This window comes from Acinetobacter sp. YH01009, from assembly GCF_013420765.1.
GTDB lineage: Bacteria > Pseudomonadota > Gammaproteobacteria > Pseudomonadales > Moraxellaceae > Acinetobacter > Acinetobacter amyesii.
The window spans coordinates 1-22,521 of sequence record NZ_VOYE01000021.1; the positions used below are offsets into that span (position 1 = coordinate 1).

Sequence of the window (22,521 nt, forward strand, 5' to 3'; positions counted from 1 at the left end):
TTATGGCGGAGCGTTAAATATGAAGAGGTGTATCTCAAAGCTTATAGCAGTGTCACAGATGCGAAAAAGCAATTGAGTGCATATTTTGAGTTTTATAATCTGAAACGACCTCATTCGAGTCTAGACAAAATGACACCAAATGAGTTTTACTATGATCAGCTACCCCAACAAAACAAGGTGGCTTAACTAGAGCGGAATATCACTTATAAATACGCTTTTAGTTGTTCAAACAAGTGGAACCACCTCTGTTTGTAATGATATTTTATAAAATTCAATATTAGATCTGCAGAGAAAAACTTATCAAACTAAGTATTGGCTAGTCTTTTTCTTCGAAAAACTTATCAAACGAAGTATTAAGTTAATCTTTTTCTTCAACTTCTTCCTTAAACTCAAACAAATCATTCATCGTACAGTTAAAGTACTTACACAACTTATCGGCGACTGGTAATTCAATACGTACAGCACGGTCATAATACATACTTGTGAGCGTGTTGCGATTGATACCTGTTGCATGCACCACTTCACTTAATTTTAAAATTTTTCTATCGCCCATGAGGCTAGATAACTTACAAGTAATCATATTTAAATTAATTTACAAAAAATAACTTGCTGTGGGTTATTTGAAGTTGTTGACTGAGTAATACTTTGCTAAAATTAACCTACAGCAGGTTATTACAACTTATAGAAAGTATATTTTATCCATTTCAACTAAATTATAACTTTTTAAATATAAGGATTGAACCTGCATTAGATTATTTTGTGGAGATGACCGCCGTGTTACCAAATGAGTTATTGATCAGCCAGCAAGCTCGTGACTTAGGAAATCAATTAATTAAAGAAATGAACATCAATAGAAGTTATGGAATGGCTAATTTTCTTGGAGTAAATACTTGCTATGATAATCATCAGGCTGTACTTATTTGGACATTTCAACTGCTTGAAAGGGAACCTGCCTTAAATGAATTAGCAGAAATTAAAAAATATTTTCTTTTAATCTTTCCAGATAGTGTTTATCAATTAGCCTAAGTTGTTTTTAAAATTAATTTATTAAATAAAAAGCACTAAATCAAAGAAAGCTTTATTTAAAAATACCTATTAATTCAAAAACATACCATTTACTGAATATATGAAGCATAGGTTCCTGCTCTATCACTCACTCGTACTAAAATTACATCGCTCTTTTTACTGATACTAAACAATTTATGTCCACGCCACGTTCTGCGGCTTCGAGGGCTAGTTTTTGTTGAACCACTGAGAACAAGGACAACAAACTGCCTACTATATTTTCCCGGAGAGTGGTGTAGGAACTTTTTCATTATTGCTAATCATATCAGCGACAACATCAGCAACGAGCTCCTCTATTCCTGAGAATGCTTTAGACTGATCCGCATCAAGCCAAGACAATGATGGAAACTCAGCACATCATTCGTTTAAGACCTATTTTAATGACGGCACTGGTCGCAAGTTTAGGTTTTATTCCAATGGCGTTAAACACTGGAATTGGTGCAGAAGTACAACGACCACTAGCAACAGTTGTTATCGGCGGTATTGTATCTTCTACAATTTTAACTTTGTTTGTATTGCCTATTTTATATCAATGGGCGCATGGCTCTGAGAGTAGCAAACAGCAATCCGACGAAATTTAAAATCAAAAAAAGCAGCTTAATTACTAGGTTATGCCTAATTAAGCTGCTTTTAATATTGTATGCCCAACATTTTATTGATAAAGCTTACTGCGCTTCATCCCGACAATTTTCATTTAAAAACTCAAACTCTATCGTTGTATGCGATAAATGATAGGAAGATAATTTAGCTGCAACTTCTTGTTTAAGCCTAATTAATTCTTTAACGTCAAAGTTGTCACTCAGCTCAAGGTGCGCTGTTAAAACGTGACTTTCACCATCTAGTGACCAAAAGTGCATGTGGTGGATACCATTAACTTCAGGAAATTCCATTAGTGATAGTTTAATACGCTTTTGAGTCTCTTTATCGGGTGCAGCTTGAAGAAATAAAACGAGTGTTGATTTCAGGTTTTTGAAAACATTAAACAAGATGAACAGCGTGAACCCTATTGATAAAAGGGGATCTAATATCGGCAGTTCAGCGAACAACAGTACGATAGAGACTATAAGAACGGCAACCCATCCAAGTACATCTTCAAGAAGGTGCCATGTCAGCACTTTCTCATTTAATGTTTCACCCGCTTTTAATTTTAATACAGCATATCCGTTAACGGCAACGCCGAGTATCGCTAGCCCTAACATCCCCTCGACTACAGGCATTTCAGGATTGGACAGCTTTGGAATTGCTTCAAATAAAATCCAAATTGAGCCAATGATTAAAACAATACTGTTTATCAATGCGCCAAAGAGAGTAAGTCTACGATAACCATAACTAAACTTATCTGATGCTTCTTTATCTGAAAAACGACTTAAAATCCACGCAAAACCTATTGAAAGACTATCACCAAGATCGTGAACTGCATCTGCCATTATCGCCGTACTGTTAGTGAGCCAACCACCTATAAATTCGATAATAGTGAATGTCACATTAAGGAAAAATGCCCAACCAATACGGTCATCTTTACCATGTTGATGACTATGATTATGGTTGTGCATTTTGTACCTCTAGTACTTTTCTATTTCTTAGTTTTGATACATTCATATTAATCAAGTGACGTATCAAGCGTTGATATATCCAGCGTTTGAACCCCGACAAGTTAGTCCCTTTTTCGAGATAGAACTCATCAGGGGAATCATAAAGCCCAAAGTCATCATGAATACCTTCTTTTTGAATATAGGTATTTTCTCCACGCCAATCTGTATCTGGTGATGAAAAGCACTTTGTTGCAACACCATAACCACAAAAATCATCTTTTACAAACTGATAAGCGGCACCAATTTTGTTGAAGTTATCCAAGTTTTTCCACCTACGTTGATCGATCAAGGATTGGATATCTTTGTGTTCAAAATTAACGATATTCGTATTGTTTAAATATTTCTCAGTCATTTTTTATATATCCTTTTCGTTGCATACTTATACTATAGACTCTATAGTAACTATAGAGTCAAATGTCTGGGGGAAATTGATGAAAATAGGCGAATTGTCAAAAAAATCGGGCTGTTCAATACAAACGATTAGATATTATGAAAGAGAAGGATTACTGTTAAATCCAAATCGTTCAGAAGGTAATTTCAGGCTGTATGATAGCAAAGCACTTAAACAATTGGAATTCGTAAAGCATTGTCGCAGCCTAGATATATCACTCAATGATATTAAACGTCTTATCGAATTAAAAAATAAGCCAGAAGAAAGCTGCTCTAGCGTTAATGCATTAATTGATCAGCAACTTGCACTAGTGAATAAACGCATGAAAGAATTAAGGGCGCTTAAAGCTGAATTACAACAAATGGCTAGTGCTTGTGGTTCGAACAACCCAACATACTCATTATATTCTGCTGACCATGTAACACGGCAAGTATATTGTTTACTATCCATTTGAAACCCCATAATGTTTTAAGTCTATGTATAAAAGTACGATTTTCACTTAGCAGTACTTAAATAATCACCCCACCACTGCATCATTTCAGTCCGCTGGGCTAAATAGTCAGCGTGATTATAGCTGGCACGGGTACGGTTCTTATCAATATGTGAAAGTTGTGCCTCAATCCAGTTATCCTGGAACAAACCTGAGTCATTCAAAATGGTACTAAAAGTGGAACGTAGTCCATGAGAGGATAATTGATGTTTTCCATAGCCCATCTTACGTATAGCCATATTTAATGTATTAAAATGAATCGGTTGATTATGTTTCCGTGGGCTAGCAAAAATGTACTTTTCACCGTATGACCATTGCATGACGTCTTTTAAAATATCTAAAGCCTGATCTGAAAGTGGAACTAAGAAGTCGGGAATCTCATGGCCTAATATGACTTTTCGTCGAAACTGTTTAATATGCAAGGCAGGTATTTTCCAGACTTTTTCATTTAAATCAAAATGATGAGGCTCAGCCAATAACAATTCAGCCCCTCGCACGCCAGTATGTAATTTGAACAGCAGTGCTTTTTTAATAATCGGATGGGCATCCAATTTTTGTAATTTATACTTAAAATCAGATATATCCTCCGCTTTCAAATACGGATAATTTTTCTTGATTTTACTGTTAATGGCGATTTTATTTAAACCATGCGCGATGTTGAATTCACAATAACCCATCGCTACAGCGTAGTCATAAATTTGGTTCAAATAACTACAAGCTTTCTTGACAGGTTCTTTTACTTGGCGTCCCTCTATTTTTTTGATTACTGAAACCAGGTCATAACGCTTGATGTTTTGAAAAGGTAGATCCTGAAGGTCTGGATAAATATCTTGCTGTAAGCATCTTTCTGCTAACTGTAGTACACCACAGCGGGGTAGATCGTTGAAGGCATTTTTCAGTTTGAACTGTAACCACTCCTCCCCGACCTTACCAAAGGTGATGACATTAGAGGCAGTATCTTGTTCAAAACAGAAATCATTGTCTTTAAAGTCATCTCTGACTTGTCGTGCCTTTTTCAGCGATAAATCAGGATAACGACCTAACTGAATGCGTCGACGTTTTTTAGTTTGTGGATCTGTATAGCGATAGCACCAAGATTTTCTTCCACTCGGCTCAATCTTCAGGCTAAGCCCATCTTCATCGGATAAAAAACTGGTTTTTTCCTTACAATGAGCTTGGCGAACTTTAATTTCAGTAAGACTCATGGAATTTAAATGAAACCTAACAATGGGTTGATTGGATCAATTATATCAAAATAGAACGCTTTATGTATGATGCGTACACTACGCATCATATATATTTGTAATATATTGTTTTATATATTTAATATTTTAAGTATTTGTATTTTAGTAACCATTATAAGTACCACCTCTTCTTTAAGTTCCCAACAACTCACTTTTTCTGTCATCAATGTTAAATAAGTCTTGTGCTTTAAATTCTTAGATGACCTCCTCTACCCTTTATTATCATTTTTATAAAAGTAACTATATGTACTCATTAAAATTTGTAGAGCTCAAAAACAAAAAAGACCGCTATATAGCAGTCTTTTAACTTAATTAAATAATAATTAATTCATTTTCATCATAAGTGCATAAGCATCACGTTTGTTTTGACGCAATGATTCTATCTCGGACTTCGTCAGCTGTTTTACGAGAGTAATTAACTATAACTAAAAATATAGACAAATATTTGCATAAGTTCTCATTTTGTCTATGTCGATTCAGTAGTGGCAAGGTGGGTATTTATTAGAGATTTAAATGATTATCTTTTGTATTTTAGGTGAGTGTCTTGGTATATTAGCATCCATATCTATTGATTATCCAATCCCTTAACCTAGGCATGACTTTGTGAAATTAACACGCATCCACCATTGTAAAAACTTGAATGTGCAAAAGTACAAACAGCTTGAGAAACAAGCTGTTTTACTTGGTCGTATTCGTAGCGAGGTGTGGGCTAAATATGGTGCTATTTCAGGTTTGAATATCAGTGACAGAGCTATTCGTGATGCGTGGATGAAAGAAAGTCGTGACTTTGGTGTTTCTGCAAATGCGTGGAAAGAAACGCTACGTGATTGCATAGGTGATATTAAAGCCTATCGAGAAGCATCAAAAGACAAAGTAAAGCAGGCGATCCGAAAACGCACCTCCTGTAATAATGAACAAAAAAGACTATACACCTTGCTTAAAAAAGATGAATGGATGACTGATAATTTCCTCCATCGTCAAATGCGTAATCACTTTAAGCATGGTGTTAATCACACACATAATCAAATTATTGTTCGTGCGGATATGTGTAAAACCTTTGAGTTAAATGGTCAATGTTGGCTTAAAGTACCAAGCCTAATCCCTCGACAAACCATTAAAATCCCATTAAATACGACTGTTGATTTTGCGCCACAAGGCACACTTAGAATCATTCTAAAAAACGGTAATGTTGAAGTTCACTCAACTTATGATGCAGTTGAAACACAGGATTGTGGTCAGGAAACCGTAGGTGTTGATAAAGGGTACTCAGAAGCTTTTGTGGACTCTGATGGCGATGTATATGGGAGTGGTCTAGGCAAGCTGATCTCAAGTGAATCAGATTATTTAAATCAAAAGTACAAGCACAGAAACAAGCTCAGAGCGATTGCTAAAGCTAAACCACACAAGAAACAGAAAATTGAGTTAAATAATCTAGGTCGAAAAAAACTAGATAAGCGACAAGATACTCAAAAAGCAAAGCTCAAAACATTAATATTTACAGCAACTCACAAGTTGGTTGATAAAGCCAAAGTGATTGTTGCGGAAGATTTAACATCCCCAATTCAAAGTAAACGCAACTATGGCAAAAACACCAATAGACGCTTAAATACATGGGCTAAAGGTTTGTTAGCTAATGCCCTAACTTCTATATCTCACCGTAGAGGTTCTACGGTGCATCTAGTCAATTCTGCATATACTTCGCAAAGTGATTCTTTCTTGCATGGCCTTTTAATAGGTACACGTAAGGGAGATCGTTTTCACCGTTTCAATGGGGAAGTTGTGCAAGCTGATTGGAATGCTGCGAGAAACGTGCTTGCAAGATTAAACGACAATGAGATAAGTCGTTATACGCCTTACAAAACTGTAAAGCGTATATTGCAAGAACGGACTGACCGCTACAAGTCGGAACTGACCGACTCAGGCTCTAGTTACACGCTTGGCAACAAGACATTAACAGAGTGCGAATTAGTCCTTGAGTATGTTTGAATACATTTTAAGGAACAGTAGGATAAAAACATGCACTTATTTAAATTAACTGACGAACAACTCGCACAAATTCTTATCCCGAAACGATTTGTACCACCTACTCCACCTGAACATGAAGGCAAGAATATGGTCTATGTATTTGATAGTGAGGATAAGTTTGAACTGACTTATGATGAGCTGGTGGAAATCATTAGCAAAGCTAGAATGGCTGGTCCGAAGTTGATACCTGTCTTAGGCACCGTGAATTAAATTGTGCAGTGTTCGCACGCCACTTGAAACATAACTTGATTGGAAATGAATTTGGGCTGAGAAAAATTCAGTTCAAATTTAACCTGACGGGCACACTAAAAAATGGGTAATTGTCAGATCGAGTTTGGACTACAACACTTTAGCTCATCGATTTACCATACCGCTAATCTTCACACCATTTTCGTAAATCCAGCGATCAAACTGTGATACTACATTCCGCTTATTAATCCAAGTCAGCATGGTGCTTTTCATAAAGGCAGTTTACTTATAAACAGGGAAATTTCTAAACAATTCCCCTTTAACATGCTTAGGCTATTTGATCCAGAGTTCATCTTTTTGCATCATTTTTAACATTAAATTAAATATAACCAGCGGAGTAACATTTTTTTTGTTAGAGCCGACAACTCTTTGAAAACTAAATTTAACGGTTCGCTCAGGAGCATCCAAATTAACTGGGTAGTTTTGTTTTTCTAAATACAGATGATCTCCTAACATTGGCTCTATACCAGTAATAAAATTAACAATTTGTTGCTCATCACCTTTCATTCGGCATTGAAAATGTAGAAAATTCTTACGCAGTTTTCCAAATAATAATAATATTTTAAGCGCCTTAACCATGTTCTTTTCTTTCAGTGCATCTTGCTGCCTATCATCTTTATAATGAAAATCAAGGAGAGGAATTATTTCATCTGGACGAGTCAGTTTTTTAGCCTTTTCGTAAAGTTCATCAAACCAACTCTCTTCTAAATTCTTACTATAAACATAATTCGTTTTTAAATTAAATTTTTGGCGATCCATCCATTTAGTGCTCATCCATTGACATCGTTGCATCCATTCTTGAGCTTGGGTATCTTCGCTTAATCGACCTTCTCTAAAACTTATCAAACGTTGAAAAGGTGTCAGAGTACTCTTCTCTATACTAAACTTCTTTTCTTGTCGGCCAGCCATCGTAACTGGCTGTGTTTGCTGATAAGAATTAAACCATTTCTGCTGCTGAGTATAACGATTTAGGTTTATGTAGTCTGTACTTGACTTCACTGGACTAAAACACTGTTCTAATACTTTTTTTGAAATGATACACGGCGAATTATAAATTCGATCGACTGCTAATAAATCCAAAACATGAAGGTAATTTGAAGCCGTTTGCTCAATACTGCTATGCCCCATCCAAGAGGCGAGCACCTGCCATTTATGTTGAATAATCTCTTCTTGAGCACGTGCTTTCATACCAAACAATAAATCCCTCATCTTTTTTGCTTTTACCCAAGGACAATCTGTGTAGGTCTTGATCATTTCTTTTGAACCGAGCAAAGTTATTGCTAGATAGTTAGCAGCACTGTGGCGTAATGTATGAAAACTAAAGCCATGATGCATACCTAATATTTGACTAAACAAATCTACTGTAATTTTGCTGATACATTGATCAGTTAATACACGATGATTCACACTAAAAAGTAGATCATCCTGCTGATTAACCAAATATTGCTCATAACGATGTTGTATGTAACGTTGTACTACTAAAAACTCATGTTCTGACAATGCAATTTTCAATGGTATTTGACGATTCGCACTTCGCGTTTTCAGACGGCGATATGAATTGTCTTGGATATGAAGCGTGATATTATTAAAAACTGTATTTTCTTTTTCTTTATAAAGTAGCTCTGGGCAAATAATATCTTGTATTTTAAGACAACGAACTTCATTTAATCGAAGTCCAGTTCTATAACTTAGTAAATACATCAGCTTTAAACAACTCAGATGATCGACCCACTCTGATGCCGTTGGCTCTTGACTTAAATTTTCTAGTTTTTCCAATAATTTGCCAAATAGCAAAGGACTCACTAGCCGTGCATTGCAAATTTGTAAATGCTTAAAACTTGAATTCTGTAACACCAATACCCCTGGAGCATCATAATTCTCTATACAGAATTGATGAAAATCTTTTAGGCGACCAAAACGGTATTCTGCGCTTTGGTGCATCTTACGAGAGGTTTTTCCTTTCACCGAATCTCGTTGAACTGCTTTTTCATCACGTTCACTGCTGTATTTCAATAGCTGCCGATATAAATCCTCATAGTCATCTATGGATTGTTGCTTTAAATCTAATTTATTGAGCCAAATCTCAAATATAAATTCTTTGCCAAACGATCCTAAGTAGCTTTCAATAGTTGATAATTGAAGCCCTCGTTTTTTTAAATGCATTAACCAGTGAATTAAGCGTAGTTGAGCATCAATTAAAGACTTTTCCTCCGTATTAGCATCAACTATCTTCTCCTCTAACACCCTTCTAGTTTCTTGCCAAAAACGTAGCGTGCGTTCTTCTTTATTCCTCTTTTTATCTAAACGCTCAACTTTTTGACCTTTACGTTTCTTTTGACCAAACAACATCAACTCATACGGAATCGTTTGTAATTTGCTTTGAACAGTCGGAACTTCAGGAAGTAACTGCTCTTGTTCAAAATGAATAGGGCGATTATCTGGTTCTGTGACTTGATTGTAATCATTATTCCACAGCAATCTAAATTCGGATGGCCTTAAAGCAACAGTATTAATCTCTTGCTGAAGCACATTACTCAAAAATATATCTATGCTGAGGTTTGGATTAAATTCGAGTACCATTTGCACATCATTAAATGCACGAAATCCACGGCGTTTAATTTGATATTGCAGATCCCCAAGACTTTTTTTCCTGCCTATCTTACTCAAGCTTTCTAAAATACAATCTTCAACTGAATGTTGCAGACAAAATTCTTTCTGAGCAGCTTTCAACTTTTTTAAATATTGCAAAATGAACTGCGCATATGGGTTAAAAAAAACATGTTTCCATTGGTACAACTTTCCCTGTTCTACATCGTTGCCATATTGAGAGTTTTCAACACGATAATGTAGTAACAATGGATTAGTGATTTTTTTGTAGTCCGAATGGTATAACCGAAAACAATTCAGATCTGTACCAAGCTCAATGGCCTCCTGCAATTGCTTCTGAATAGCAATCAAATGCTGTTCATCTGCACAGCCTGAAATATATATAAAACTTAAGCATAAATTTCCCCATAAGTACTTTGGTTCATTCCAATATTCAAATGAATCTTGCCAATACTGCCTTAATTCCTTAAGTACATGGATATGTAGATGCCCCTGTTCTAACCGTGACTCTGTACTCTCAATTTTTCTAGGCAGTACGATCCGTTTAGTATGTGGATTTAGCTTAATTCTGTATGATTTTTTATCTACATTCTGGTTGAATTGCTTCCTTCTTTTATTAAATTCATCTTCAGTAAATTGCATCAGTTTTGATTGTTCGTCTCGGCTCAACTTTTGACTCAAACAATCAACACTATCTTTAATGTCATGCCATTTTTCAGCGATCTGCTGATCAAGTTTTTGCTGCATTTCTTTCGTCAATACTTCAGGTGGAGAAGGCTGTCTATCTAGCGACTTTTTCACCATTTTATGAATATCAACAAATAGATCATCTAGTTGTGGTTTTATTAGTTCTTTGATTTTTTGCATACAACTATTTTCGCTCTAAGTGTTTAATCGATAAAGATTTGACATTATCTTGCAATTGCTGGCGGGCTTGCTGTACATAGACATTCGGGATAAGTGAAGAATGCGGATGAAAAGCCTCTCGGTCACGTTGGTCATGACCATACAGGGCCTGAATTAAGTGAAAAGCTAATGCTGGTTTACCCTCTTGCTGCTCATGCATCAAAAAGTTCATGTCAAAATGACGTAACCAATTCGAATACATATTCTTTGGAAAGACTCCTTGCATATATGAATTCACCCATTTTCTCGATAAAGGGATTAACTTAATTTTCCTGCTCTGCCATTCTTTGACAGTTATCGGCAAGATATCTTTACTAAAAATGACCTTACCAAAAAGATCATTTACAGTTATCTTCTTCTTTGCAAAGACTTGTCTAAAAAATGAACCGTACGCTTCAATAATTTGTTCTAAAAAGGCAGTGTAATTTTGCAGTGTTTTTATGAAAAAATCAGATAAAGGGATAAAACGACCATCTTTTCTTGCTTTACTATTTTTTTTATCATTCACATATAAAAGCTTGAGCTCAACACAATAATCATCCAAATTCCCCAACAGGTTTTTTTTAGGCCGACTTGCCAAACTCAACAAACTGATATGCCACATCCAACACGCATATGCATTAAGTTGATTAATAATGTGCTTATCTTCTTGGATGTTTTCGTGACAATGTCTATGTAAAATATGGAATTGCTCTTTCACAAAATTGGGTTCAAGTGCCAGTTGGCTCCCTATCCTTCCTATAGATAATGCAGATTGCACTTTGAATTGTTGTTGCAATATTTTTAGTTCAGCCGTGTCTTCAGTAAAATGTGTGGAATGTGGTGTAAGTGCTTTTTCTAAAAAGGCTAGATATGTGCTACTGAGTTGAGTTTTCGGTAGCCCGCCATAATAGATACCAGGCATGTGATGCTGACTATCCCGCCCAGCAATTACATGAGCAAGATATTCATTATATGTTTCATAATATATATGAAAATATAATTGAGCCTGCAGTTTTTCTACAGTGATCGAACCTACAAACCGATTATCAAGCCAATTCTTAAGTTTCGTATTAATGTGTGTTGATGAAATTAGTGGATTCGATGCTTGTTCTATATAGTCAAACCAAGCAGAAGGTAAATGTAGTTGATGTGTCATCACTTCATTCCACCGCACATGATTTAAGCTCTTAATCTTCTGCTCTGTAATTTTAAGATTTAATTTGAGTAAATATTCGCGACGTCTACTTGAACCATTCTGGATCAAAATTCCATCTTGAATAAGCTCGTTAAAATCCATCAGTGCGACGGGTGATAATCCCGTCAAAAGTGACAATAAACATGCTGCAGCGATTGCAGCATCCCTCCAGTGCCCGGATAACTCGGTTCTCAACACATAAACAATTTGCTTCAGTATATCTGGCGCCAAATAATGTGGATTTGTAACAAAAGGAGCATGACGGCGCTGGCGATGCCGCATTAGATGCGTCGCATTATCGCTGAGTATATAATTTAAATTTTTAGACTTTTCATCTTCTGAATAAAACTCCATTTCAGGATCTAATAGATCAACTTCACCCTCTTCATCTTTGTGAAGAGCAGCATCATAAATACTAATCTTTGCGTTATGTCCAATATCTACTTGCTTACCCGTTTTAATTTCACGAAATTTTTTGAGTTCATTTTTCGTCGGCCATTGCAAAACTTTGCTTTTTTTTGACTTACGCTGACGATGAACTACACGACGATCATCTAGTCTTTTAAAAATTATTAATAGAGCCGATAAATACTCTATGACTTGTACTTGTTCGAAATCTTTAATATTAAAAAGTTGATTACGATCCTCTTTTTTCAAATTACGTTCGTACGTGACATAACAATTTAGCAGCTTACTACATTCATGAAATAATTCAGCATGATTAGAATCCAGCACATATCGTGAGACATAGCGTAATAGGTCACAAACATGTTTTTGCTTATTCTCAGCTTTATCAATTTTTGCAAATTCTTGATACTGCCGATATGTTAAAAAACTCGCTTGTAGAATCAAATAACGTTGCGATGACAGCTCTTGTGTATTACTAGAATCTGGACATGCAAAAAAACTCACAGCAGCTAAAAAAGAATACTTACCGATCTGTCTGGAGCCTGATATATAGCTATAAATTTGTTGTGCTAATTTGTATAGAGCGTAGACATCTTTATACAAATCATCTGATAGATCGACAAATTGTGTATTTACAATATCATCACGTAATAGACAATAATCTTGTTGATATTTTTCTGCTAAATCTAAGAATTGCTCTTGTGTTTCAATGTTTGGCATATTCATTTTCGCTTAATATTTTTATCACGTTGCATTGTTTAAATTCATTGTGATCAGAACGATTTGGTAAAAGTTGATCCTTTATTGAATTCTTTGTTAGCTTAAAAAATCTTGCAAAAAATTTAGCATCCAGTTCTTTCTGAGCTTTTCTTTCAAAGCACAAGTGTTGTTGTGATTTTTCGATAAAATCATCAAGATTATGTATCAACTGTAAGATTGCAACATAATTAGAATGCACACGTAAGCCTGGCTCCGTTTGCATCAATAGCAAGATTTTTTGCCAAATTTTCACATAGATTATTTTGAACTTTGCTTGTACTACTACTTTCTGACTCTGTTTAATCTTTTTGATTTTCAGTAGTTCTGAGTTAATTTTTACTATCTCAAGTTGAACATTTTTTCGGTCAAAGCAAAAGGGCATGATAAATTGCCCCATAAAAATTTCTATATTTTTTACCAAATAGTCAAATCTTAACATTTTTATCGATTTAAAAAATGAGCATATCTTTGTATATGAAACTTCATTTAATTTATCAACTAAATTTTCTCAAAATTACAATTCTCAACAAATACATACGGTTTGCTTATCTATGACGGTCTAAATTTTAAGAATTCTTCCACTTTTTTTTAGTTTTCTGTTATTACATGAAACAATACCGTTGTATTACATTTTAGAAATGCTGTGTATGCAGCATTGATCAAAAAGATTCTCTGCTATACTTACTTCACGTGTAGCATCAATGGAGTTTCGAAATGCTCAGAACCACTGAACAGAAAAGAAAATATATTCAAGCGACACGTTCGCAAAACTATCAAGCCAGCCTAAAGCTTGAAGGCATTACAACGACAGCTCAAACAACTCAACAAAGTAAAGCTGAAATCTTGCAAAAATATAAGAAGTATTCGCAACCCGAATCTTAGTCAGGTGCATGTATGGATAAATATGGGGAAATGGGTGACAGCCTGTATTGTTACCCTGGCACAAATATCCTAAAGAACAAACTCAATATTCGTGATGAACAAATTTTAGAACAAGCTGAACTAGAACTGTCTGGATTGGCAAGTAACTTAATTGAATATGCTGAACCACCTTACGACTTACAATACTTAAAATCAATTCATGCGCAGCTCTTTGGCGACTTATACGACTGGGCAGGAAAGTTAAGACAAATCGATATTTCCAAAGGTGACACCCGTTTTTGTAATTTTTCCCGTATTGAAATTGAAACCAATAAACTACTCAAACCGCTTCAAGAAAAAAAATACTTTCAAGGCTTAGCACCACAACAACTGATTCCTCAACTTGCCGACTTGTATTGTGAGCTTAATGTCATACACCCATTCCGTGAAGGTAATGGACGTACACAACGGATTTTCTTTGAGCATCTGATTGCTCATTGTGGTTATGGTATTGATTGGTCTCGCATTGACTCTCAACAACAATGGATTCAAGCCAATATTGAAGGTTTTTATGGTAATTTAAATCCATTAATTAAGATTTTTGAAATATGCTTTATTCAAAATACCTAAAATTTAAGTAGTCGAAGCCCACAATCCTTAATGAGCCATCATCTTTGCTTCAATCCACTGATTAATTTCCCAAATAAACCAACAATCACGATTCTTAGAAATCTTAATACTCTTCGGGTAATTTAGGATCGTAATATTCAGATTACTTATCCAGAATTGAATAGATCGTTAACTTAGATAGACTTTTAAGCAATGTAACTTGCCGCATGTTTATCAACATATGTCTCAAAAAAGTCTGCCCATACATAGATTTATGGTGTTTAGTGCTTAAATTTCAGATTAATCTTCGTCTGATGACCTGAATGGATGTTACAGATTACATGCAGGTGAATTACTCTGTGGCTGTATCATGGCTTTTGTGCAATCCAATCCATTTGATCCGAATGTTCTCTTTTGCAATAAAGCAGCCTCTTCTGCTTTTCCTGAACCAACGAACTATGTCATTGATTTGATTCAACCGACAACAGTGATGCTGAATCAAATCTCCAAAGAAGGGATTAAATGCAAGAAATGTGGTAAGAAAAAGATAGGGGATGGAAGTTATTATCCGTCTAATTGGAACCAGCCCATGAGTCGAGATCAGTTGAGTAAGAATCATTTTAAATGAATAAGAGAAGGATGGCTTACCTCACTTCTCCGAATAACAATGCTATGCTTTTCAACCAAGGTTATAAATTGGCAACTACATTTCATTCTTCTTCATGCTGGTCCTATAGCCTGTAGACAATTACTACATCATTTGCATTCAATGCTCAATACAGCCTGTCAGCAGAACCGCAGCGATACTTTTTTTCGTGCATACATGTAGTGTTTAAATCCATTCATTTTTCAATGATCCTCTGCCGTTTATCACATTTATGGTCGATCTTTAACCTTGTGAAAAATGCACATACCGATCCCTTCAAACTGTCAAATTTATGTATGCATGACATTTAAAGAAAATTATCTGATCAATTTTTTTAGGTAAAATTCATCAAGAAAAAAGTTATTATTATTCATAACATCACCAATAACCACATAAAAACAATAATTTAATAAATTATTCTTCCAATTTTTTTATATTTAGTGTTATTACCTCTAAATCCATGTTTACCACCTTCTATTACATAAGTAATTTAGAAGTATCCACGATATAAATTGCTTGCCCTCACACCTCTCCCCTCTCACGCCCAAAAAATTTATACTGAAAGGCAGATTAAGCCCGTTCGAGTTACATATAGCCGCATGCTATATTGAAAGCATTAAGAAAATATCCTCAATATTTATAGGATTTTTAAAGTATGAACTAATTTTCGAAGAACCCTTTCTAAGTAATGTGACCTATTAGGAAAAATGAAAATACTGAAATCTCCGTATCAACAATCAGTCAAAGTACATCCTGATGATTTTCTGTAACCGATACCCAAGGACTATACCTACCCTTCTGATGTGCTGTGCAACAAAGCCCTCCTTAGCCACACTATAGCTATAGATTAATTCCATTATTTTGTGATTTAATTAAATTATTCATTCTTAAGACCCAATTTAATGGATTTATATTTCACTAAACCAGAAGAAGTTGTGACTCTTTTAGGTGAGCGTTTACGTAAGCAACGACTCTTTCTGGAGATGTCTCAAGCTGAGGTAGCAGCACGCGCTGGTGTCGGCGTGAATACAGTTTCGAATCTTGAAGCGGGACGAAATGTATCTGTTGAAAATTTAGTCCGTATTGCAATGGTCTTGGGTCGATTAAACGAACTTCAGGAACTATTTAAACCTCAGCTTAACAGTGTGAATGACATTCTTCGCTATGAGAGTCAAAGTAAGCGCCACCGTATTAAGAGGAAGGGATAATGCTCAATAGACTTAATGTTTATTACAACGGTTGGGGCGAATCATGGTTATGGGGAACGCTGATTAGTTCAACAGCCACGACAGGTAGACCCACCATTGCTTTTGAATATAGTCCAGAAGCAATACAGCAAGGTGTTGAGCTCTCTTCTTACTTGCTGCCTTTAAAAGGTCTACCATTCAGACAAGGTTTTCCTACTCATCAAATGGGACTCCCAGGTCCAGTCTATGACGCTTTACCAGATGGTTGGGGCATGATGTTGATGGATCGATATTTCAAAAAAATTGGCTTAAATTCAGCACGAATTGGACCTTTGGAGCGTCTGACCTATATTAGTAGTCACGCAATGGGTGCCCTCTCCTTTGAACCTTGTGTTGCTGACATGCAAACCTCAGAAAATATCCCTTTACAACAACTGGCCCAGGAAGTTCAAGAAGTACTCAAAGGTGAAGGTGGTGAATTTCTACAGCATTTATTGGTCATGGGTGGCTCCCCTCAAGGTGCCAGACCAAAAGCGTTGGTTTACCGAGATCCTGTCAATTTAGAGTTTTCGACTCAAGATTCTGATCAACATGAAGCCTGGCTGATTAAGTTTCCTGCTCAGCAAGAGCATCCTGAAGTCTGCGCCATTGAAGCCGTCTATGCAGAATGTTTGCGACTTTGTGCAATTGAGACTCCAGATACCCATTTCTTTAATTTGCCCAATGGTTTAACGGCTTTTGCTTCTAAACGATTCGATCGTCAAAATGGTATGCGGATTCCAATGCAGAGTTTGGCTGCATATACAGGAGCAGACTATAAAGTTCCAGGTAGCCTAGACTATCGCAATTTTCTCCGGGCAACCTTGATGTGTACGCAAGATGTACGAGAAAGATTGCATGCTTTTAAACGTGCTGTGTTTAATGTGCTTTTCAATAATCGGGATGACCATACTAAGAACTTTTCATTTCTCATGGAGAAAAATGGTCAATGGAAATTGGCTCCAGCCTATGATGTGACCTTCTGCGAGGGTCCAGGTGGTTATCATCAAATGGACATTATGGGAGAAGCGCTCAATATTTCCCGAAATGACATACATAAACTCGGTACTTCAGAAGCTAATCTGACTACTCTAGAAGTCGATGAGATCATCTTGACCATGCGTGAAATTGCACTTCAATTTAGTCAAATTGCGCAGCGCCTGTATCCCCATCAAATTCGAGAATCTACCCTACAGATGATTCAATCACGGATTCAACAGAATATTGATTTTTTAACTGAAACCTAAGCGTAAATATAAACTAAGCGCCAACCATCAACTGCAAATAGACTTTGATATAGTTAGTCGCTACATAATCTGTAGAACCTGTGAATTAGCTCTCTTTATAATCACGAATATTAGATGGATCACCGCCAAGATATATTCTGCAAACGTGAAATCACTACATCCAGATCGAAAATCACTAAGAAAAAACTGTCACCAAAAAAAGGTCTGCACTATGGATAGATGCAGACCAAACTCTGGATAACTACCAGCACGAGAAATATGTCGCAATTTTGCATAGACATGAATTTGATAAAATCAGCCCAGAAAGCCAGAAATTCATAAAAACTATTTCATCAATCCCCTATAACTTAATCACGTTCATGGTCGATCTTAAATCTTGTGAAAAGTACTCATGCTGACCTAGCCAAACTGTAAAACTCATGTATTCATAGCCTTTAAATGAATCTTTCAATCGGTATATTTAAGGTAAAAACTAGTAATCAGAAGTTATTATCACCCCCATATAAAACAAGGATCAACTTAAAAACAATAACTTAGTAAATTATTCTTCCATTTTTTTTATATTTAGTGTTATTTACTGTAGTCATTAGAACACTCTTCTTTGGAATACTCTGAAGAAAACTGTAAGGTTGTAAACAGACCAAGTTACAGCGAGTAACTGATTCAGAAAAAGGCTGGTTGTATGGTGAAAGTTTAGAGTTACTGTTCTAATGTTTTAAACAAATGTTTTGTTAAAAAGGAGCAACATATGAAATTTCACATCGCTAATATGACTTGTGGTGGTTGTGCACGCGGCATTACTACCGCAATTAAAGAGCTCGACTCGAATGCCTCACTCGATATTGATTTACAAAACCGTATTATTGAAATCAACACAACGGTGAGTCAGGATCAAGTCATTGCCACTCTCAGTGAGCGTGGATTTACAGCTGATCCTGCTTAATCTCTGTTAGAGTAACAGTGGGAATTCCTTACCACTTTTACTCTCTTATTTTCCTCATCGTACAGATAAAACCTGTACTTGCTTGAAATAAAAGTAATCCCTGAATTCCACCTAATCTTGGTTCGAGCTGATCTTCGCATATAGAACTCAGCATATCTAAATGATAGAGATCGTATATGAGTACCGAAATGACTGATACGCCACACTACAGTGAAACATTAGAGATTGAGGGGATGACATGTGCTTCTTGTGTAGGCCGTGTGGAAAAAGCTTTAAAATCTGTTGAGGGTGTTGAATCGGCTCATGTAAATCTGGCTACCGAAAAAGCAGTCATTTATGCGCATCAACCACTTGATCGCGCTACTTTAATTAAAGCCGTAGAAAAAGCAGGCTACGAAGGGCTTTGTTGCATAAATATGTAAGCATCTGATTTAAATAAATTTAATTTTGGATCAAAAAACAATCAAAACTTTTAAAATCATATAGTTATGAAATCTTTGTGCAACAAAGCCCTGAATCCATAAGAGTTCCGATCAGCAGTGGTCTCCGCGATGGGTTCCAAAGCCAGCAGATGGAGCGCCTGCATGGCCCGGCATTTCATCGTGGGTATCCCGAGAGGTCTCATCTTGCCATTTTTCTTCGGAATAAGGACTCTCCGAAGCGGAAGGGGCGTGTAACCTCGCCTCTTCAACGACATCATCGCACCGGTCTTGGCCTTGGGTGTATTCCAAGTCACCTTGTCGACCCCAGCCGTGTTTTTGCCTTTGTTTTCAGACACTCGTTTGACGGCCAATGCTTTGCCACTAAACGAGTGAGTCAGCAGCCATTGCAAAGCTTTCGCCTTGTTATGCCTGCCGTCTTGTACCGCCTTCACAATACGCGCTTGCAGCCCTCTGACATGACGCTGTACAGCAATCCAATCGATGCTGTCCCACGATGTGCTGGAAGGTGCACACGCTGATACTGCTGCATTCATTTGCTCTCCCTCCATTAAAAGGGTTCTACACACTCTCTTGTGATGAGAGACCATAAGGACGTCAGCCCGCTTTCGCGTGGGGTAATGTTTCAACCTCTATCCAACCCATTACAGACTGGCATTCGCTTTTTCCTCGTTCCTTCGCCCGCATCACCATGGGCAGTTTTTGCAAACTGCTTTCCCAATGGGAGTAATACGGGATTTCCACGTTCCGCTTACTGAAGTACATCGGCTTAGGTGCCTGCTATCGACCGGGAGGCGTATGGGTCACGAATGCGTAGTCGAAAGACGCAATTCCCACCTCCATTACCGTTTTGGTTCGAGCGTATCAGCCATTTCCGCTCGTTCAACTTGACGATCGTTACGCAGATTCACATGTGTTCACCATACCGATTATCTAGCCCTTGTCCGGCTATGGCTGCCAGAAGGGTACGCCTCTCACGATTGATACCCCGCACCTTGCGGTGCCTCGTTACATTGTCGAAGGCGCTCTTTATTCAGCCTTCTAGATTCACCCGGTGACACGGGTGGTTCCCGCAGGGGGAACAACTTCATTAAGCGACTTCGTGTCGCACCTCGACCCAATTATTGCAAATCGGTAGATTGCCATCATCCAGATAGCGGCTTAAAGCTGGCCAACGCTTCAGAGTGTAATTGATGGCCTTGGCGGTGGGAGAACTCGATGGCACTGTCAGATGATGTTGGTTGAGCCATTCATATAGTTGTTGCATCACTGGTTGACTATGCTGTTGTCGGTATTCGCGGCGGTCTTCCGCTGTACCATCGGTCTTTTTCCTGAGCTCTGCTTCTATCGCATACAGTTTCTGAATCAGCACTAATGCCTGTTCAGCGACCTGACTTTTCCCAGTTACATGCAGTTCATGGAATTTACGACGTGCATGCGCCATGCAGCCCACCTCAATGACATCGCCTGATTTAAAGCGTGCTTTATAACCACTGTAATCATCACAGACTAGATAGCCCTGCCAGCCTTTCAAGAACTCTTCAGCATGCTGGCCTGAACGACTATCCTGAAAGTCATAGATCACCGCCTGAACTGGATTGTACTGTGTAGTGGCATAGGCCCAGACATAACCTTTCTTCGGTTTTTTATTATTCTCACCCATCCGCATGATGGTGACCGGTGTTTCATCTGCATGCAGCACCTGCTGTTGTAGTACCACCTCTTTTAAGGCATTGGCCAGAGGTTCCAGTTCTACACCGCAGCGACCTATCCAGTCAGATAAAGTTGATCTAGAAAGTTCGATTCCCGCCCGCTGATAGATCAGACATTGACGGTACAGCGGCAAATGATCGGCATACTTCGATACCAGCACATGGCTGAGCAATTCAGGTGAAGCAATGCCTTTATCAATCACATAGGCGGGCATCGCTTGCTGAGTCAGAGTGTCACACTGATCACAGACCCATTTACCACGCACATGCTGTTCCTTATAGAACTGTGCCGGTCTGAAATGCAGTTTTTCACTGACATCTTCGCCGATACGACGGAGTTGGCAGCCACAAGCACATTGGGTTGATGCAGGTTCATGCTCAATACGGATGGTGTGTAGATGATCTGGCAGTGGTCGACGTTTAGGTTTATTGGTTTTGGCTTTCTGTGTCGCTGCATTAGTTTTATCTGCATTTAGCCGTTCCAGTTCTAGATCAACCGCGGCAATATCTTCTTCAACCGCTTCATCCCACAGATGGATTTGTTTTGCCGTTAAGTGTTCATTCTTTTGGGCGAATTTGTGCTTTTTAAACAGCGCCAGTTCATGCTCGTATTTTTGATTGAGAATAGAAAGATGTTGAACTTTAGAATCTAATTGCTGGTTTGATTGTGCTAGAGACTGATGCTGCATCGCCAACTGCCGGGTAAATTCCAGCAGTTGTTCATGGGTCAGTTGGCTTAAGTCAGGCAGCGTATTCATGACCGCAGTATGCCTGAGGTCATGAAGAGAATGAAATAGAACGTTTGGAGAATAGCAGAATAGCCGAGCTTGGTTTAGAGCATTGTTACCACTTGCTGTCGTCCAATGCGCTGCCAGGGCAAACCCTGGATTAATGCCTGTAACTGTTCCGGGTTGAGGACCACGGTTTCACCTTGGTGAACTTGAGCCCAGTGGAATTTTCCCTGTTCCAGCCGCCTGGCACACAGCCAGATGCCCAGTCCATCATGTACCAGCACTTTCATACGATGACCACGTTTATTACAGAACAGGTAGGCGCAATGCGGTTTGATGTAGCCAAAGGCTCTCACCACCTGAGCCATGGTCGTATCCATACCTGCACGCATGTCCATGGGCTGGGTAGAGAGCCAAATTTCATTGATACGGATCATGTTGCCAGTGCCTTGAGTAATTCTGCCAAGGCAGGTATTTCTGATGTCTGCCATTTTAGCTGAATATCATTATTCGTATGAGGCACGGTGATACACAACGTGATCCTCTCATCAATAGGTTGGCTGATTGCAGCAGTGTAAGGCAAAGCAATAAATGCTGGATTCACATGAGTAGGATCCTGCACGGCACCATCATGATGGCTGAAGATCCTGATCCAACGACTGACAAGGTTGGCATTAATACTATGTTGCAGTGCGACCGAAGCGATCGAGGTATTAGGATTTTTGCAGGCATTGACAATACTGAATTTGAATTCTTTGCTGTATGTTCTGCGTTTTTTAGCAACAGGAGGTGTTGCTGAATATATATCCATGTTCATAGATTAAGTCCCCACTTGTTTTTAGGTGGGAACTAAATTAAGGCTTATAGGATCGCTTGGTAAGGCTGTGTTAGCTGGATGCTTACTTTCTTTTACCTTAATAACGTATTTTTTTAACGGCAGCATACCTTTTGAAACACCACCAAATTATTTATGTTCCACCAGCACATATACTTCCCTATCGAAAAATCTGATAAGAATTGATTATTTTGATACAAAACCTGAAAACTGGGAGTGCTTATATGGACATATATAATATTTCCGGATAAATATAAAACTACTCCACAAGAAGAAAGGCAGAATTTAATCTCAGTCCGAAGTAACAGTACTCTCAAAGACCAAATGTAAAGAAGCATACTTAAGAAAATAAATTTCA

General features: G+C 37.6%; 21 protein-coding genes and 5 pseudogenes. 13 read left to right on the forward strand and 13 right to left on the reverse strand.

Features of this window, described 5'->3' with window-relative positions; translation table 11 throughout:
* Positions 1-186, forward strand: a 186-nt coding sequence (locus FTT76_RS15755; RefSeq protein ID WP_139791357.1) for an integrase core domain-containing protein, incomplete at its 5' end; no start/stop codon positions are given.
* A 172-nt stretch (positions 187-358) separates the two neighbouring features.
* On the opposite strand, the gene FTT76_RS15760 is transcribed toward FTT76_RS15755, so the two are convergent.
* A complete protein-coding gene (locus FTT76_RS15760) occupies positions 359-580 on the reverse strand; it encodes a helix-turn-helix transcriptional regulator (protein WP_004658364.1) in 222 nt (73 codons plus the stop codon).
* 194 nt (positions 581-774) lie between these two features.
* Between FTT76_RS15760 and FTT76_RS15765 the strand changes: the two genes are divergently transcribed.
* On the forward strand, positions 775-1,026 hold the full coding sequence (locus FTT76_RS15765) for a hypothetical protein (RefSeq protein ID WP_004658363.1): 252 nt from the start codon (positions 775-777) through the stop codon (positions 1,024-1,026).
* Positions 1,027-1,278: 252 nt separating this feature from the next.
* On the opposite strand, the pseudogene FTT76_RS15770 reads toward FTT76_RS15765, so the two are convergent.
* A pseudogene (locus FTT76_RS15770) lies at positions 1,279-1,422 on the reverse strand (antitoxin HicB); the annotation flags it as partial.
* On the opposite strand from FTT76_RS15770, the pseudogene FTT76_RS15775 reads away from it, so the two are divergent.
* Positions 1,422-1,646: pseudogene (locus FTT76_RS15775) on the forward strand (efflux RND transporter permease subunit); the annotation flags it as partial. The pseudogenes FTT76_RS15770 and FTT76_RS15775 overlap by 1 nt on opposite strands.
* 84 nt (positions 1,647-1,730) lie before the next feature.
* On the opposite strand, the gene FTT76_RS15780 reads toward FTT76_RS15775, so the two are convergent.
* On the reverse strand, positions 1,731-2,618 hold the full coding sequence (locus FTT76_RS15780; protein ID WP_127800877.1) for a cation diffusion facilitator family transporter: 888 nt from the start codon (positions 2,616-2,618) through the stop codon (positions 1,731-1,733).
* The gene (locus FTT76_RS15785; protein ID WP_163146585.1) at positions 2,605-3,009 is read right to left on the reverse strand and encodes a hypothetical protein; all 405 of its coding nucleotides are present in this window, start codon (positions 3,007-3,009) and stop codon (positions 2,605-2,607) included. Before FTT76_RS15785 ends, FTT76_RS15780 begins: the two co-directional genes overlap by 14 nt.
* 79 nt (positions 3,010-3,088) lie before the next feature.
* Between FTT76_RS15785 and FTT76_RS15790 the strand changes: the two genes are divergently transcribed.
* Positions 3,089-3,502 carry a Cd(II)/Pb(II)-responsive transcriptional regulator gene (locus FTT76_RS15790; RefSeq protein WP_005245163.1) on the forward strand — a complete coding sequence of 138 codons (414 nt, stop codon included), beginning with the start codon at positions 3,089-3,091 and terminating at the stop codon, positions 3,500-3,502.
* 41 nt (positions 3,503-3,543) lie between these two features.
* On the opposite strand, the gene FTT76_RS15795 is transcribed toward FTT76_RS15790, so the two are convergent.
* On the reverse strand, positions 3,544-4,743 hold the full coding sequence (locus tag FTT76_RS15795; RefSeq protein ID WP_005245164.1) for an integrase arm-type DNA-binding domain-containing protein: 1,200 nt from the start codon (positions 4,741-4,743) through the stop codon (positions 3,544-3,546).
* A 642-nt stretch (positions 4,744-5,385) separates the two neighbouring features.
* On the opposite strand from FTT76_RS15795, the gene FTT76_RS15800 reads away from it, so the two are divergent.
* Entirely contained in the window at positions 5,386-6,768 is a 1,383-nt protein-coding gene (locus tag FTT76_RS15800) for an IS200/IS605 family accessory protein TnpB-related protein (RefSeq protein ID WP_159153749.1), read from the forward strand.
* A gap of 30 nt (positions 6,769-6,798) precedes the next feature.
* Entirely contained in the window at positions 6,799-7,017 is a 219-nt protein-coding gene (locus FTT76_RS15805) for a hypothetical protein (protein ID WP_000550047.1), read from the forward strand.
* A gap of 144 nt (positions 7,018-7,161) precedes the next feature.
* Here the strand turns inward: FTT76_RS15805 and FTT76_RS17835 are convergent, their stop codons facing one another.
* From FTT76_RS17835 to FTT76_RS15820, 4 genes are read right to left on the reverse strand one after another with little or no spacing between them, the layout of a single operon-like run.
* Positions 7,162-7,269, reverse strand: coding sequence for a hypothetical protein (locus tag FTT76_RS17835; RefSeq protein WP_372551473.1), 108 nt, complete (start codon positions 7,267-7,269; stop codon positions 7,162-7,164).
* A 60-nt stretch (positions 7,270-7,329) separates the two neighbouring features.
* Positions 7,330-10,530 carry a site-specific integrase gene (locus FTT76_RS15810; RefSeq protein WP_127800785.1) on the reverse strand — a complete coding sequence of 1,067 codons (3,201 nt, stop codon included), beginning with the start codon at positions 10,528-10,530 and terminating at the stop codon, positions 7,330-7,332.
* 4 nt (positions 10,531-10,534) lie between these two features.
* Positions 10,535-12,874, reverse strand: coding sequence for a hypothetical protein (locus FTT76_RS15815; RefSeq protein ID WP_127800787.1), 2,340 nt, complete (start codon positions 12,872-12,874; stop codon positions 10,535-10,537).
* The gene (locus FTT76_RS15820) at positions 12,861-13,310 is read right to left on the reverse strand and encodes a hypothetical protein (protein ID WP_002046161.1); all 450 of its coding nucleotides are present in this window, start codon (positions 13,308-13,310) and stop codon (positions 12,861-12,863) included. The genes FTT76_RS15815 and FTT76_RS15820 overlap by 14 nt, the downstream gene beginning before the upstream one ends.
* Positions 13,311-13,627: 317 nt before the next feature.
* On the opposite strand from FTT76_RS15820, the gene FTT76_RS15825 reads away from it, so the two are divergent.
* The 7 genes and pseudogenes from FTT76_RS15825 to FTT76_RS15855 form a co-directional block, all read left to right on the forward strand.
* On the forward strand, positions 13,628-13,795 hold the full coding sequence (locus FTT76_RS15825; RefSeq protein WP_000946583.1) for a YhfG family protein: 168 nt from the start codon (positions 13,628-13,630) through the stop codon (positions 13,793-13,795).
* A gap of 12 nt (positions 13,796-13,807) precedes the next feature.
* Positions 13,808-14,404, forward strand: a complete 597-nt coding sequence (locus FTT76_RS15830) for a putative adenosine monophosphate-protein transferase Fic (protein WP_179990952.1) — start codon at positions 13,808-13,810, stop codon at positions 14,402-14,404.
* Between the two features lie 349 nt (positions 14,405-14,753).
* A complete protein-coding gene (locus FTT76_RS15835; protein WP_004726728.1) occupies positions 14,754-15,011 on the forward strand; it encodes a hypothetical protein in 258 nt (85 codons plus the stop codon).
* A gap of 920 nt (positions 15,012-15,931) precedes the next feature.
* Positions 15,932-16,237 (forward strand): helix-turn-helix domain-containing protein, encoded by a 306-nt coding sequence (locus tag FTT76_RS15840; protein WP_000366814.1) that lies wholly within the window; start codon positions 15,932-15,934, stop codon positions 16,235-16,237.
* A complete protein-coding gene (locus tag FTT76_RS15845) occupies positions 16,237-17,502 on the forward strand; it encodes a type II toxin-antitoxin system HipA family toxin (RefSeq protein ID WP_000934717.1) in 1,266 nt (421 codons plus the stop codon). Before FTT76_RS15840 ends, FTT76_RS15845 begins: the two co-directional genes overlap by 1 nt.
* Before the next feature lie 748 nt (positions 17,503-18,250).
* Positions 18,251-18,445, forward strand: a complete 195-nt coding sequence (locus FTT76_RS15850) for a heavy-metal-associated domain-containing protein (protein ID WP_179990953.1) — start codon at positions 18,251-18,253, stop codon at positions 18,443-18,445.
* Positions 18,446-18,621: 176 nt separating this feature from the next.
* Positions 18,622-18,843, forward strand: a pseudogene (locus FTT76_RS15855) (cation transporter); the annotation flags it as partial.
* Positions 18,844-18,956: 113 nt separating this feature from the next.
* On the opposite strand, the pseudogene FTT76_RS15860 reads toward FTT76_RS15855, so the two are convergent.
* The 4 genes and pseudogenes from FTT76_RS15860 to FTT76_RS15875 all read right to left on the reverse strand — a co-directional run.
* Positions 18,957-19,421 (reverse strand): annotated as a pseudogene (locus FTT76_RS15860) (reverse transcriptase N-terminal domain-containing protein); the annotation flags it as partial.
* 575 nt (positions 19,422-19,996) lie between these two features.
* Positions 19,997-21,355 (reverse strand): annotated as a pseudogene (locus FTT76_RS15865) (IS66-like element ISAba25 family transposase); the annotation flags it as partial.
* Positions 21,356-21,429: 74 nt separating this feature from the next.
* On the reverse strand, positions 21,430-21,765 hold the full coding sequence (gene tnpB, locus FTT76_RS15870) for an IS66 family insertion sequence element accessory protein TnpB (RefSeq protein WP_179990954.1): 336 nt from the start codon (positions 21,763-21,765) through the stop codon (positions 21,430-21,432).
* Positions 21,762-22,145: a transposase gene (locus tag FTT76_RS15875; RefSeq protein ID WP_179990955.1), complete on the reverse strand. Its 384-nt coding sequence runs from the start codon at positions 22,143-22,145 to the stop codon at positions 21,762-21,764. The genes tnpB and FTT76_RS15875 overlap by 4 nt, the downstream gene beginning before the upstream one ends.
* Positions 22,146-22,521 lie beyond the last annotated feature (376 nt).